This is a genomic window from Virgibacillus sp. AGTR (assembly GCF_016919725.2).
In the GTDB taxonomy this organism is placed as follows: domain Bacteria; phylum Bacillota; class Bacilli; order Bacillales; family Amphibacillaceae; genus Virgibacillus; species Virgibacillus salarius.
This window is the reverse complement of record NZ_JAJERH010000057.1, coordinates 1-13,413: the sequence shown is the minus strand read 5'-3', so window position 1 is coordinate 13,413 and position 13,413 is coordinate 1. Positions and strand designations below refer to the sequence as shown.

17 protein-coding genes and 1 pseudogene are annotated in these 13,413 nt (G+C 35.9%); 10 read left to right on the top strand and 8 right to left on the bottom strand.

What is annotated here, in order from left to right; all coding sequences use genetic code 11:
- The first annotated feature begins 59 nt into the window (after window positions 1–59).
- Together JUJ52_RS17000 and JUJ52_RS16995 are read left to right on the top strand one after the other, a co-directional pair.
- Window positions 60–881: an undecaprenyl-diphosphate phosphatase gene (locus tag JUJ52_RS17000; protein ID WP_228089051.1), complete on the top strand. Its 822-nt coding sequence runs from the start codon at window positions 60–62 to the stop codon at window positions 879–881.
- Window positions 882–966: 85 nt separating this feature from the next.
- Window positions 967–1,659, top strand: coding sequence for a Crp/Fnr family transcriptional regulator (locus JUJ52_RS16995; protein WP_026680636.1), 693 nt, complete (start codon window positions 967–969; stop codon window positions 1,657–1,659).
- 156 nt (window positions 1,660–1,815) lie between these two features.
- On the opposite strand, the gene JUJ52_RS23755 is transcribed toward JUJ52_RS16995, so the two are convergent.
- The 5 genes and pseudogenes from JUJ52_RS23755 to JUJ52_RS16980 form a co-directional block, all read right to left on the bottom strand.
- Window positions 1,816–1,875, bottom strand: a complete 60-nt coding sequence (locus JUJ52_RS23755; protein ID WP_366141137.1) for a hypothetical protein — start codon at window positions 1,873–1,875, stop codon at window positions 1,816–1,818.
- A gap of 32 nt (window positions 1,876–1,907) precedes the next feature.
- Window positions 1,908–2,036, bottom strand: coding sequence for a hypothetical protein (locus JUJ52_RS23445; protein WP_255637735.1), 129 nt, complete (start codon window positions 2,034–2,036; stop codon window positions 1,908–1,910).
- An 81-nt stretch (window positions 2,037–2,117) separates the two neighbouring features.
- A pseudogene (locus JUJ52_RS16990) lies at window positions 2,118–2,455 on the bottom strand (molybdenum cofactor biosynthesis protein MoaE).
- A gap of 111 nt (window positions 2,456–2,566) precedes the next feature.
- Entirely contained in the window at window positions 2,567–2,878 is a 312-nt protein-coding gene (locus JUJ52_RS16985) for a metal-sulfur cluster assembly factor (protein ID WP_026680635.1), read from the bottom strand.
- A 75-nt stretch (window positions 2,879–2,953) separates the two neighbouring features.
- Complete coding sequence (locus JUJ52_RS16980; protein WP_026680634.1) at window positions 2,954–3,715, bottom strand: prolyl oligopeptidase family serine peptidase; 762 nt, start codon at window positions 3,713–3,715, stop codon at window positions 2,954–2,956.
- Between the two features lie 139 nt (window positions 3,716–3,854).
- Here JUJ52_RS16980 and JUJ52_RS16975 point away from each other — a divergent pair, with 139 nt between their 5' ends.
- The 4 genes from JUJ52_RS16975 (at window position 3,855) to JUJ52_RS16960 (ending at window position 5,931) form a co-directional block, all read left to right on the top strand.
- A complete protein-coding gene (locus JUJ52_RS16975) occupies window positions 3,855–4,688 on the top strand; it encodes an HAD family hydrolase (RefSeq protein WP_026680633.1) in 834 nt (277 codons plus the stop codon).
- 198 nt (window positions 4,689–4,886) lie between these two features.
- Window positions 4,887–5,036 carry a hypothetical protein gene (locus JUJ52_RS16970; RefSeq protein WP_162986391.1) on the top strand — a complete coding sequence of 50 codons (150 nt, stop codon included), beginning with the start codon at window positions 4,887–4,889 and terminating at the stop codon, window positions 5,034–5,036.
- A 1-nt stretch (window position 5,037) separates the two neighbouring features.
- Window positions 5,038–5,244: a DUF3813 family protein gene (locus tag JUJ52_RS16965; protein ID WP_026680632.1), complete on the top strand. Its 207-nt coding sequence runs from the start codon at window positions 5,038–5,040 to the stop codon at window positions 5,242–5,244.
- Between the two features lie 423 nt (window positions 5,245–5,667).
- Window positions 5,668–5,931: a NifU N-terminal domain-containing protein gene (locus JUJ52_RS16960; RefSeq protein WP_026680631.1), complete on the top strand. Its 264-nt coding sequence runs from the start codon at window positions 5,668–5,670 to the stop codon at window positions 5,929–5,931.
- 60 nt (window positions 5,932–5,991) lie between these two features.
- Here the strand turns inward: JUJ52_RS16960 and JUJ52_RS16955 are convergent, their stop codons facing one another.
- A complete protein-coding gene (locus JUJ52_RS16955) occupies window positions 5,992–6,417 on the bottom strand; it encodes a hypothetical protein (RefSeq protein WP_205388410.1) in 426 nt (141 codons plus the stop codon).
- Window positions 6,418–6,449: 32 nt separating this feature from the next.
- Window positions 6,450–7,292: a YitT family protein gene (locus tag JUJ52_RS16950; RefSeq protein WP_026680629.1), complete on the bottom strand. Its 843-nt coding sequence runs from the start codon at window positions 7,290–7,292 to the stop codon at window positions 6,450–6,452.
- A 139-nt stretch (window positions 7,293–7,431) separates the two neighbouring features.
- Between JUJ52_RS16950 and JUJ52_RS16945 the strand changes: the two genes are divergently transcribed.
- The 4 genes from JUJ52_RS16945 (at window position 7,432) to JUJ52_RS16930 (ending at window position 12,107) form a co-directional block, all read left to right on the top strand.
- On the top strand, window positions 7,432–8,289 hold the full coding sequence (locus JUJ52_RS16945) for a DegV family protein (RefSeq protein WP_026680628.1): 858 nt from the start codon (window positions 7,432–7,434) through the stop codon (window positions 8,287–8,289).
- Window positions 8,290–8,456: 167 nt separating this feature from the next.
- Window positions 8,457–10,685: a beta-propeller domain-containing protein gene (locus JUJ52_RS16940; protein ID WP_205388409.1), complete on the top strand. Its 2,229-nt coding sequence runs from the start codon at window positions 8,457–8,459 to the stop codon at window positions 10,683–10,685.
- Window positions 10,686–10,788: 103 nt separating this feature from the next.
- Entirely contained in the window at window positions 10,789–11,013 is a 225-nt protein-coding gene (gene yppF, locus JUJ52_RS16935; RefSeq protein WP_051388293.1) for a YppF family protein, read from the top strand.
- 221 nt (window positions 11,014–11,234) lie between these two features.
- A complete protein-coding gene (locus tag JUJ52_RS16930; protein ID WP_205388408.1) occupies window positions 11,235–12,107 on the top strand; it encodes an SDR family oxidoreductase in 873 nt (290 codons plus the stop codon).
- A gap of 273 nt (window positions 12,108–12,380) precedes the next feature.
- On the opposite strand, the gene JUJ52_RS16925 is transcribed toward JUJ52_RS16930, so the two are convergent.
- Complete coding sequence (locus JUJ52_RS16925) at window positions 12,381–13,223, bottom strand: glycerophosphodiester phosphodiesterase (RefSeq protein ID WP_205388407.1); 843 nt, start codon at window positions 13,221–13,223, stop codon at window positions 12,381–12,383.
- Between the last annotated feature and the right edge of the window lie 190 nt (window positions 13,224–13,413).

Sequence of the window (13,413 nt, the reverse complement as noted above, 5' to 3'; positions counted from 1 at the left end):
TATGGGTTGGTGACTATAAGTGATAAAAATAAATAATACATTAAGAGGAGGAACATTTCATGGAAACACTAACCGAACTTGGGACATTAATAAAATATGTAATTCTAGGATTATTTCAAGGATTTACAGAACCAATTCCAATTTCATCAAGCGGGCACTTAGTCATTTTACGAGAACTTTTTGGTATAGAAATCAAAGGTCTTTCCTTTGAAATACTTGTTAATTTTGGTTCATTACTGGCTGTTCTTGTTATCTTCCGCAAAGATATTATTCGCCTAATTGTAAATGGCTGGCGTTATCTTAGTAAAAAAGAAGAAACAGCAAAGGCGGATTTTCAGTTTATTTTATTTCTAATCATTGCTACGATTCCTACAGGAATTTTAGGACTATTATTCGAGGATTATATTAGTGAGAAACTAAGTTTCCCTGTAGTTGTCGGCTACACATTGTTAATTACGGGAGCAGCATTATGGGTTATTCGAAACCTTAGAGGGAAGAAAAATGATGGTGATCTAACTGTAAAGGACGCATTAATTGTAGGGGCTGCCCAAGCAGTATCACTCATTCCAGGGATTAGTCGTTCAGGTGCTACGATTGTAGCAGCGATGTTAGTTGGTATGAAACAAGAGACTGCATTACGATTCTCGTTTCTACTATACATTCCTGTTAGCTTAGGGATAACGGTATTAAAGTTACCAAAAATAGTTACTAGCCCAGAGTTTAGCGCATTAATGATTCCGAACATATTAGCATTTCTTGTTTCAATCATCGCTTCGTATTTTGCTTTAAAATGGTTTATTAATATTATGGCCAAAGGAAACCTGAAATACTTTGCATTTTATTGCTTTATTGTAGGTATCCTTGTTATTATTTTCTTGTAACATAATTATTTTCTTCAAGCAGCAGTTTAATGACTGCTGCTTCTATTTTTTAACGGATGATCTTCATGGATTGGAGGAGCTTTATATGAGTACTGCAAATGGATTTTCTCAGAGGCTAACACAGTTACTAAATAATCCTGATTATTATCAAGAATTCCGAGCAGGAGACTATGTATTTCATGAAGCCGATCTAGCAACAGAACTATATATCATCCAATCGGGGAAAGTCGAAGTTGGTAAAACCTCTCCTGATGGTAAAGAGCTTTCCTTACGCTTATGTTCTACTGGAGACGTGATCGGTGAATTAAATATAGGTTTAGAAAGTAACTTCTTCTTATTACATGCTAAGGCTCTAGAATATACGAAAGCGGCTGTTTTTACTACCTCACGACTAAAAACAGAATTACAAAAAGACGGTAAGCTGGCAATTGATTTTATCAATTTAATGAATAACGCATTACGGAGAGATCAAACTAAATTCAGAGATTTAGTCATGTTTGGAAAGCGTGGTGCCCTCTACTCAACATTAATTAGATTATCAAATAGCTATGGGCTCAAGCAGGAACAAGCTATCTTCATTAACATAGCTCTTACGAATCAAGAGCTAGCTAATTTCTGCGGTACAACAAGAGAAAGTGTTAGTCGTTTACTAAACGAGTTAAAGCGCAAAGGGATTCTAACTATTTGCAAAGGATACATTACTATTCATAATTTACAATACCTTAAAAATGCCATTAATTGCGAAGAATGCCCTGTTCACTTATGTACTATTCATTAATACGCGGAATGCCAACGAAAAAGCAGTCCGCCCTTTTAACTCATAATAACTGTAATTGACTGTACTTCTCCTAGCCTATTACACACTTCAATCCGTTATAACTTATTGTCATCCAGCTTTATTATTCATACAGACAAGCAGCTCGATTATCCCCCACTAACAGATGAGAATGATAGCTACTACATCGCCCTCTTTCAACAATGTCTGCTCATCCACATATTCCTCGTTAATTACAACGAGTGCAGACTCTATACTTCCACGCTTAATGTTACTTGCAATTTCTCCTTTAATTCCCTTACAGTCATCCCAGCTCCGCCCAGTAAAATTTTATCTTTTACTATTTCTTTTATTTCAGCAACCATCAACACCTTAATCAAGTGAAATTCCCCTTTCGCTATCACAGAGACTTCATTCGTATTCTCCTGTATTTGAACACCTATCCAAACCTCTTCATTATCCTAATGCTCCTTCTTCCAAATAGGGACAATTTCTTTCAACCGTTCCATAGCATAACTACTTGCTTCGATCGTATCCTTACGATGTGGAGTTGATCCTGCAATGACAACAGCAATATCTGAAGTATCTAACTTACTAATTCGATGAATAATTACCGTATCCGCATTATCCCATTTTTGGTTAATTTCGTCGCCAATTTGCGCTAACATTTTCTCTGCCAAACCATCGTTCTATATGCTTGGTATTCTAAATAAACGGTTCGTTTACCTTTCGTAAATTCACGAACCATTCCAATAAATGGATTAACTGCCCCTGCGTCAGAACTTATTACCTTCGTTATTGCTTCAGCTACGTTTAGTGGTTCATCTCCTTTTTAGAAAGAAAAAAACCAACCCTAATCATTCTAAATAAAAAGGTCAATCCATATACTATGAATTAACCTAAATTATTATCAATCAGGAATACCTAAGGCAATTTTAGCATAGCGAGACATTCTTTCTTTACCCCAAGGTGGATTCCAAACAATATTTACTTCTGTTTCCTTGACTTCTGGTATATCAAATAGTGCATGCTTTACATCTTGCTCGATATGTCCAGCAAGTGGGCACCCCATTGCAGTAAGTGTCATCGTTACTTTACATACACCTTCGTCATTTAAATCAACATCATATATTAGACCTAAATTAACAATATCAATACCTAATTCAGGATCAATAACATTTTCTAAGGCACCCATTAAATTCTCTTTTAGCGCTTCATCCATACCCTCATACCTCCTCTAACTTGATATTACTATTTAAACATATTTATAGATTTTTTTAAATATCATTGTTTCAAACTACAAATGCCTATCAAACCATTTAACTGTTTCTAATATGGCATACCTTCCCACTTTATGCCCACGATTGGCTTCCTTCAAAAATACAATGTCTTCCGGATTCATATAATCCTTGGCAACTTGTTCATAAAAAGTATAGGAATGGTCAAACGGAACAACTGGATCGTCTTCTCCATGCCAAAATAACAACGGACGTTGATTTAATTTTTCTGGCCGTTCAGACAAATCGTATAACTTCAATTGCTCATATAAGGAATTAATTTCTTCATCCGTTACCGGAAGATTCCCCATCTTTTTAAAGCTATCAACCAGTGTTTTTGCATAGGTTGTTATCTTAGGAGAGCCCATTAAAATCGCCGCCGTTTTAATCCAAGGATACTGTGTAAGGGCTGCTGAAGTGGTGATACCACCCATACTGGTCCCTGCAATACCAAATTGGTCATTTAAGACAAGACCTTTATCATCTAGATATTCTTTTACATCCTTTAGCTCTTTTACATTTTGTATGACGATTTCCCAGAAAGACACTTGTCGTTTTAAAGAGGATACTTCTTGTTCTCTAGCACCATGGTATTTACTATCTGGTAAGATAACCCTGTATCCTTTTTCAGCAAGTAAAAACGCTAAAGGAAGGTTATGTTCTTTTGCACTCGTAAATCCATGAAAATATGTGATGACAGGTAGTGCTTCTTTTGCTTTATCTGCTTCAACTACAATCAAGCTCGGAATGTTATTTATTTGTTCTTCATATATTCCAATCATCGTGACTGTCCCCTTACGTATGTTTTCATTTACAATTTTACTATTCCATTGTTTGGAAATGCAAATGATGCTTAGATAAATTTTACTTTACATCTATAACTATCAACTATACACTATTGTCAGATGAGGTGAAATAATTATGCAAACGAATAGACATTTAATCGCATTGGATTTAGATGGTACGCTTTTAACAGATAAAAAGGAAATTAGTCCCCGAACCAAACAGCTGATATGGAAAGCAATGGATGAAGGGCATATAGTTGTTATTGCTACTGGAAGACCACATCGAGCTAGTATTAACTATTATAAAAACCTTGGTTTATCAACACCTATGGTGAATTTTAATGGTGCGCTAATTCATCATCCTCAAGATAGTAAATGGGATGCGCTACATAGTCCTATGCCCATAAGAACTGCACATAAGATTGTCGAAGCCTGCTATGAGCTTAATGTCCATAATGTGTTAGCGGAGGTTATGGATGAGGTTTATTTGGATCAATACGATCAAGCAATTATTGACATCTTCCATATGACTCAAAATGATCCGCCATTTACCATTGGAAGTCTTAAGAATAAATTAAGAGAAGATCCAACTTCTATTCTTATTCACCCAAAAGAAGATCATATTACTACGTTGCGTCAGCATCTTGATCAGTACCATGCTGATTTAATTGAACATCGCAAATGGGGTGCACCGTGGAATATCATAGAAATTGTTAGAAAAGGGATGAATAAAGCGGTAGGTCTACAAAAGGTCGCTCATTATTACCATATTCCAAAGGAGAGAATCATTGCCTTTGGCGATGAAGATAATGACTTGGAAATGATTGACTATGCTGGTGTTGGTGTTGCAATGGGAAATGCCATTGATGAATTAAAAGCTGTGGCAAAACACATAACTGATACAAACGAAGAGGATGGCATTGGTAACTTCCTTCAAGAATATTTAAAATTAGAGGTTGAATCCGTTTAATTATTCACAAATATTTCCTACTATATAAAAAAACATAGCAGCCATACTAGAAGTGAACGCCTACATGCGTTCACTTTTTGCATAACTTCCAAATGTACCATTCTGACTAAAAGGATAGCGAGCGCTATTCAAGAACGCTAAACATGCTTTTGTGTAACATGATTCTTTCCAAAATAGTGTTCCTAAGGAGGAAGTATCGTGGGAAAAGGAAGTAAGTCTAAGCGTTTTAGCCAACAGAGCGCTGATTCTGTTAAAAAACATGCTGAGCGATTTCCGTACAGGGCAAGATTCTCTGATGCAGAAAGAAAACAGGAAGAAGCAGATAACCACACAGTAGGAGGTTTTTAAGTTGAATAATAATAACAATAACCTTTTTCAACAAGCTAGAAATGCTGTTACAAACTTTATGAATATGCAAGGAAACAATGCTAGTGCTCAGGATAAGCAAGCAGCACAAAATGCTATACAAGCTGCATATAATGAAGCCACTCCTGAGGAAAAGCAGCAATTACAGCAATTGGAGAACCAACTAAAACAGCATAATCAATTACAGTAGCCTCTGCATATATTGTGAAGGTAAATTCCAATTCATTAGTTTTTAATGGACATGATGAAACGGATTTACTTTAAGCAATAAAACTGTCTCTTCCACTTGAAGAGGCAGTTTTATTGTCTGGGAAATTATAAAAATAGCCCATGCGGATACATATGGGCGTGCTGAGCCGCGCCCAGCTCCACATTCCAGAAACGAGGCGACTTCACGAATCGCGTACGATAAGTCATCATGACTCGCAAGCTCACCGTGTTTCCTTTATCTCCGTTGACTCGCTCTAGTCGTTACGTTTCTAATCGGGCACTTGTACTTTAATCTGATGCAAATGAATCCTTTAAGTATCATGGATTTCATTCGACAAAATGCTTTTTTATCCCACCTTTTTCTGCTACTATAGAAGTAAGTATGATTTAGGAGGGATGACGAATGGGAATTCGAGCAGAAGCCACCCCAAACCCAAACGCGTTGAAATTTACAACGGATAAACTAATTTTTGAAGGAACAAACAGCATTTCTGTTATGCCTGGTGATACGAGCGAACATCAAATTTTAAATGATCTTATGGAATTAGAAGGTGTTGATAATGTATTTGGCTACCAAAACTTTATCACCATAAACAAAAAATTCGATGTTGAATGGGATAACCTTTCTCCCCAAGTAATAAGTGTATTAGAAAACTATGGCTATTAAGCCATACATCATATGGCTATAAAAAAGGTCAGCATTTGATTGCATGACCTTTTTGTGTCATTATTCATTATTTATATCAACTGGAAAATAATTTGCATTAATCCTTTCATCTTGTTCATTTTTTCCATAAAGAATTAAAATCGGTGGCTCTTTTCCAGTCATCACCTCTTCTGGAAGTGAAACTTCCAGAGTAAAATCCATCCATGCTACTGACTGTTGTTTGGTATTTGCTTGTTTTTCGCTAATTATTTCTTGATTTTGATGTTCAAGGATATATAATACTTCTGTATTTCTTGCATTGACTTCTCCTTCCATAATAGCTTTTCCATCTTCTACCTTTATATCGATATTCCGAAAACTTACTGCAGTATTAGCAGTTGTTTCCTTATTCATCGAGGAATGGTTTGATGAATCATCACCTGTTTCCGCTTGGTCACCACACCCCATTAGAAATAATAAGATTAAAATAACACTGAAATATTTCATCGTATCCCCTTCTCTTATGCCTATTTTAAGGATCAATCTCTTCGGAAGAACCCAAATATGCCCGTCGTTTGTACAATATTGGTAAACGCATTGGGGTCAACTTCATTAATAATCCGTTCCAGGTCGTATAACTCATAGCGTGTCACAACTAGGTACATCATGTGCTTATCTGCTTTTGTATATGCACCTTTAGCAGGCAAAATAGTGATCCCTCTTACCATCGTTTTGTGAATTTCTTTTTGTAATTCATCCGCTTTATGGGTAATAATCATCGCGGTTACTTTTTCATGGCGTGTATGAATAGCATCGATTACACGGGTAGTTACATACAATGTTAATAATGTATATAAAGCATTTTCTGGTTGATAAAGAATCCCTGCCAAAGCAATAATAATTGCATTGAGCATTAAGAAATACGTTCCAATTGGGCGATCCTTCATTCTAGATAATACCATTGCTACAATATCCATACCCCCAGTAGATGCACCTACCTTCAAGGTTAATCCTACACCCGTTCCTGCAATCACTCCGCCAAATACAGCATTTAAAATTATATCTTCGGAAATTTCTAATACAGGTAATAATTCTAAAAATACGGATGTAAACATTACAGATATGATACTGTATACCGTAAACCCTTTCCCTACTTTAAACCAGCCTAAGATCGCTACAGGAATATTGAATACTGCAAGTAAAATTCCCGTACTAACGCCTATACCAATGAAATCGTTAAATACACTAGAAACCAGCTGGGCAGCACCCGTAAACCCACTAGCATATACATTTGCTCCAATGAGGAAAAAGTTTAGCGACAACGCATTTAAGAATGCTCCAAAAATGACTACGAAAATCCGTTTTGCTTCAAATATAAACATAGCTACCTCCCTACAAATTGGTATAACATACTGATTATTTTTTACATTTTTTAAAATTTTACGTAAATATATTTTGACTATCCTACAAATTCAATTTAAACTAAAATAAAGTCTAGTTTAGAAATGCAGGTGAATATATATGACGATAAAAATTCTTGCGGATTCCGCATGTGATTTGTCAATGACTTATTATAACGAATTTGATATAGAAATGGTATCATTAACGGTTCATCTTGATGATAATGATTATGAAGATGGAAAAACAATTAACCCTAAGACAGTTTATCATGCCATGAGAGAAGGGAAAAGCCCAAAAACATCACAGGTTTCTCCACAAACTTTTAAAGATATTTTTACTGCTTACGCTGAGTCAAATCAACCTCTAGTGTATCTTGCATTTTCTTCTGAACTTTCCGGTACCTATCAAACAGCTAAGATGATGGAACAGGAAGTAAAGGAGATTCACCCAGAAGCACCTATTCACGTTATCGATACAAAATGCGCTTCCCTAGGCTATGGACTTGTAGTTCTTCATACAGCTAAGCTTGCTAAACAAGGCGCAACATTGGAAGAGATAATCTCAGCTGCACGTACATATGCAGTAAATATGGAACATATTTTCACGGTAGATAATTTAGAATATTTATACCGTGGTGGTCGAGTTAGCCGAACAGCTGCATTTGTAGGCACACTTTTAAAGATAAAACCTATTCTTCATGTAGAAGATGGAAAATTAATTCCTTTAGAAAAAATCCGTGGTTCCAAAAAGTTATTTCAACGCATGTTAGACTTAATGGAAGAACGGGGCAAAGATTTCACAGATCAAACAATTGGAATTTCTCATGGTGATGACCTTGAACGTGCAAAGCAACTTGCTGCAATGATCAAAGAGAAATTTCCTGTTAAAGATGTCGTTATTGAAATGGTTGGCTCCGCGATTGGTTCTCATTCAGGCCCTGGAACAATTGCACTTTTCTTCTTGAATAACTCTAAGTAATGACTTCGCTTAACCCTAAACTTGGGTTAAGCTTTTTTTTTGACAACATTGTAACAAATCAATCATTTTGTCCGTCTAACTAGATAAGTAAGCATTCACGCTTCAAATAGATGTATTCAAGTAAATATTAATAATTTTTCACCAACAAAATAAAAGGAGGTTCGATAATGAATAAGCAAATAACTGGATTGCTATTTTTAGTAATTCTACTATGCAGCGTAGGAATTTTTTATTCGCTTACAACAAATAAGGTAACCGCAAATATACCAAATGCCACAAGTTATGCTACCACAGCTAAAATTTGGACCATTCATTTTAATAAAGAAATGGATCCAAATTCAATTACACAAGAAAGTGTTACCATTCGTAATGAAAACAATGAGCCCTTATCTATTTCCTTTGACTGGGAAGAATCAAACACCATTTTGAAAATTAATGCAGAAAATGGCTATCAACAAGATCACACCTACCAAATTAACATATCTAATCGCGTAAAAACAGCAAAGGGAGACTACCTCTCGGATGCTCTCACACATACCTTTACAGTCGTTAACGATATTCCAAAAATCAAAGATGCACAGCAATTAATAACAATCCTTAAAGAACGATCCACGATGACAATCAAAGAGGAATCTGCGAATACGGCTGAATCGACAAACGAATTAGCAGCTGATAAGCCCGCTGCAACTCCTACTTCAAATACAAATGTTCAAGTAGCAGGTATCGACGAGGGAGACCAGCTAAAAAGTGATGGAGAATATCTTTACTTCTCACGCGAAAATGATTTGCTCATAGTTACGGCGGGAAGTAATGAAAGCAATGTAATTAGTACAATTACAGAGAAAAATTTTCAACCGTTGGAACTATATTTACATGATAATTATCTTATTAGTATAGGCCATAGTTATAAACCGATACGTAAAGAGGATAATCATTCAACAAAGCAACAAAACAGTTCTCTAACAAGAGATATAATGCCACATCACAGTCAAACTACAGTGTTTATTTATGATATCTCCAACAAGGAAAATCCCGAGCGGATTCGGGAAGTAACATTGGAGGGAAATTATTCAGCTTCACGGAAAACAGATAACCAACTATATCTTATTGCTAATGAGCAACCTGATTTTAGAATCTTAGAAGAAGCTGATTCTAATCCAGAAATCCGTCCATTTATAAAGGATACTGCTGCAGATGCAAAAGATGGAAAGCCTATTAACTATGATGATATGTATTTCTTTCCAGAAAGTGAGGAAAAGAACTTCTTGCTCTTTACTTCCATCGATCTCAACAATATAAATGAAACAGCAAAGATACAATCCTATTTAGGTGCTTCACATGACATCTATATGTCCAAACGGCATATGTATATTGCTGTTGCTAAGTACCAACAAAATAATACTTCAAGAAGTGAAGAGACAGCAACAATGATTGCACCAATGCCTGTAAAAACGGAAATCATGCAATTTGCTGTAGACAATGGCAATATAGAATTTCAAGCTTCGACAACGGTGCCAGGTACCTTAATTAATCAATTTGCTATGGATGAACGAAAGGATAACTTTCGTGTAGCCACTACGAACGATAGAATAGATGAAAACGAAAACACTACAAATAATTTATATACATTTGATCTAGAATTAAATAGACTAGGATCCATTGAAGGATTGGCAAAAGACGAACGAATCTATAGTGTTCGTTTTATGGATAATGTCGCTTATATGGTTACATTTAAACAAATCGATCCTTTATTCGTGATTGACTTAAAAGACCCCAAAAATCCAAACGTTTTGGGCGAATTAAAAATCCCTGGATTTAGTAATTATTTACACCCATTGGATAAACAGCATGTGATAGGATTTGGAATGCACACCGAGGTTGATAATAATACGAATCATGCAGAACCACTTGTACAAACCGGCGGAATTAAGATATCTATCTTTGATGTTAGTAACCCTACTAAACCAAAAGAAACGTTTAGTAAGGTGATCGGTGAAAAAGGTTCCTTTACCGAATTAAACCATAATCATAAAGCACTGTATCAACATCCGGACAAAAATCTATTTGGCTTTCCAGTTACTCTCTTTGAGACAAAGACTGTCCAAGAAGCAGATATAACATATGAAAAACCGCAATTTTTATTTGAAGGGGCTTTATTACTTAATATTTCGTCTGAAAATGGCATTCAAATAAAGGAATCCATTACACACCAGAAACAGGAAAATGACCATCCAGAATGGGAGTCAGAAACGAGAAGAATGGCATCTATCGATAACGTTCTATATACCTTTTCCTATAATCAAATGAAGGTATATGATATGAATAGCGATAAAGTCATTCACACCTTAAACTTGCCAGATCAACCAAATGTACCAACAGATACAGAATTAAAGTAAGTCACGTTATAGGATAAAACGAAAATTACATGCATGAAAACTGCCCTCCGATCATAATCATGTAGTATTAGGTTGTACAAAACTTACAAAGGGAGGGGATAGCATGTACATCGATCAATTAATCCAGATGTATCAACATGAGCGTAATCAGTCTCCTAATTCTATGAATGATATTCTAGATTATTATCAAAAGAAATATGTTACCGGTGAAATAGATATTGTCATGTATCGAGAAATTTATTCCTTTCTTAAAATTCAAGGTGCCAGCTCTGCACATGAATATATGTACAACACACCAAAGAAGCCCTTTCCTACATCATTTTATTAAAGAAGGAATTTGATTTACTCTCTACATGAAATCTGTATCCACTATTTTCACTTAAAAAATACTCAGAAAAAGATTCATATGCTGAGTATTTTTTTATTGTCCCGTTTTGTTGAACATTATAACGCCTTAGCAATTATATGATTGAAAAAGTACGATTCGGGGAAAATGAAACTAACACTTTCCATTAGAGTAAAGAAAGCAGCTTAACAGGAGGTATAAATATGAAAATGGAAAAAGAGAATGGACAGCTGACACCCCCAGCACAGCAGCAGAATAAACAACCAGGAATAGAAGCAAAGATGAAGCCTGAACCAGCATACATCCGTGCAGACTATCATGGTAGCAATAAATTATATGGTAAGGTTGCTTTAATAACTGGAGGAGATAGTGGGATTGGACGAGCAGTAAGCATTCACTTTGCGCGAGAAGGTGCAGATATCGCGATTATATATCTTAATGAACATTCTGACGCTAATGAAACAAAGCGCTTAGTCGAGCAGGAAGGAAAAAAATGTATCCTCATCGATGGTGATGTAGGTAATCAAGCCTTTTGTGAAGCAGCTGTAGCAGAAACACTCGAAAAGTTTAAGAAAATCGATGTCTTGGTAAATAACGCAGCTGAGCAGCATCCACAGTCAAGTATATTGGATATTACAAGTAACCAATTAGAGAAAACATTTCGTACTAATATTTTCAGTATGTTTTATTTAACCAAAGCAGTACTTCCTAACCTAAAAAAAGGAAGTGCGATCATCAATACTTCATCCATAACAGCATATCAAGGTAGCAAAGATTTAATTGATTATTCTGCAACAAAAGGAGCGATCACATCCTTTACTCGATCACTATCAGAGGAATTAGCTGACAAAGGAATTCGTGTAAATGCTGTAGCACCTGGTCCTATTTGGACACCGTTAATTCCTTCTACATTCACAAAAGAAAAAGTTGATTCCTTTGGAGGGGATACTCCAATGAAAAGACCTGGTCAACCAGAGGAATTAGCCCCTGCTTACGTATATTTAGCTTGTAAGGATTCAAGCTATGTCAGTGGACAAATGATCCATGTAAATGGTGGAACGATTGTTAACGGCTAAATTGGTTTTCTGAATTTAAGTCTTAAAATAAAAAAGGGCCCTCAAGTCTTTTTAAACTTATTCAGCCCCTTTTTTCATAGTCAAGCAAATCAAGAAAATTATAAAATTATCCCATGTGGATAAATAAGGGCGTGTTAAGCCGCGTCCAGAAACGAGGCGACTTCATGAATCGCCTACGATAAGTCAGGATCGGATCGTAAGCTCACCGTGATTCCTTTATCTCCGTTGACTCGCTCCAATCGCTACGTTTCTAATCGGACACGCTTTTGTTCCTTATTTATGTCTTCCAGGCTGGTCATATACATATTCAGGAAAATCAGTAATAATTCCATCCACGCCTAGCTTTAACAGTCGATCTGCCTGTTCCTTTTCTCTGACCGTATATGGCCAAATATCCAAACCTATGTCATGAATTCTGTCTACTAATTCAGCGTCTAAAATATTCATATTTGGGTTGAAATAGTCAGCATAAGAAGCAAATTCCTCAAGCTCTTGATCCGTAACATCTTTCCAGCTCATTCCAGCCAGTACTCCTACAGGTATACGTGGTAATAAAGATTTGGTCGTTAACACAGAATCATGATTGAAAGATTGAATAATAATCTTATTATTTCTTGGCTTATCCATATTTCGTTCCTTTAATGCATTAGCTACCTTCTCCTCGATGCCAGGATATAATTCTGGTGATTTTAACTCAACTAAGATACCAATTTTTCCGCGAAAAGCATCTAATACTTCTTCGAAGGTTGGAATCTTCTCGCCGGCAAATTCATCACTGAACCAACTTCCTGCATCTAGTTGTTTTAATTCCTCTAACGTATGATCTCCAACATAACCCGTTCCATTTGTAGTACGGTCTAGTGTGGTGTCATGAATAAGTACTAATTCTCCATCTTTTGACATTTGAACATCAATCTCAATGTAATCTGCTTTCATTTTAAACGCCTCATGAAAAGCTGCCATCGTATTCTCTGGAGCATGTCCTGATGCACCCCTATGTGCTACATTGACAACTTTATTTCTCTTACTAATTTCACTGTTTGATGCAAATGTAGCTGTGGTAAACATGGACATGACAATAAATGTCATTAGCAAAATTGAAACAATACGCTTCATTAAATCTCCCTCTCTTTGTTCTGTATTTAATTCTATTATAACGATGCTCTGTTAATTCAAACTAAACTGAAGATTAAGAGATTGTAAGAAAAAAACCACCTAAAGTAATGGGCTTATTGACACACATATAAAAACTGAGCAAAATTCGCTCAGTCCTTATCACTAAATGCTCAGATTTACGCTTCCTCTA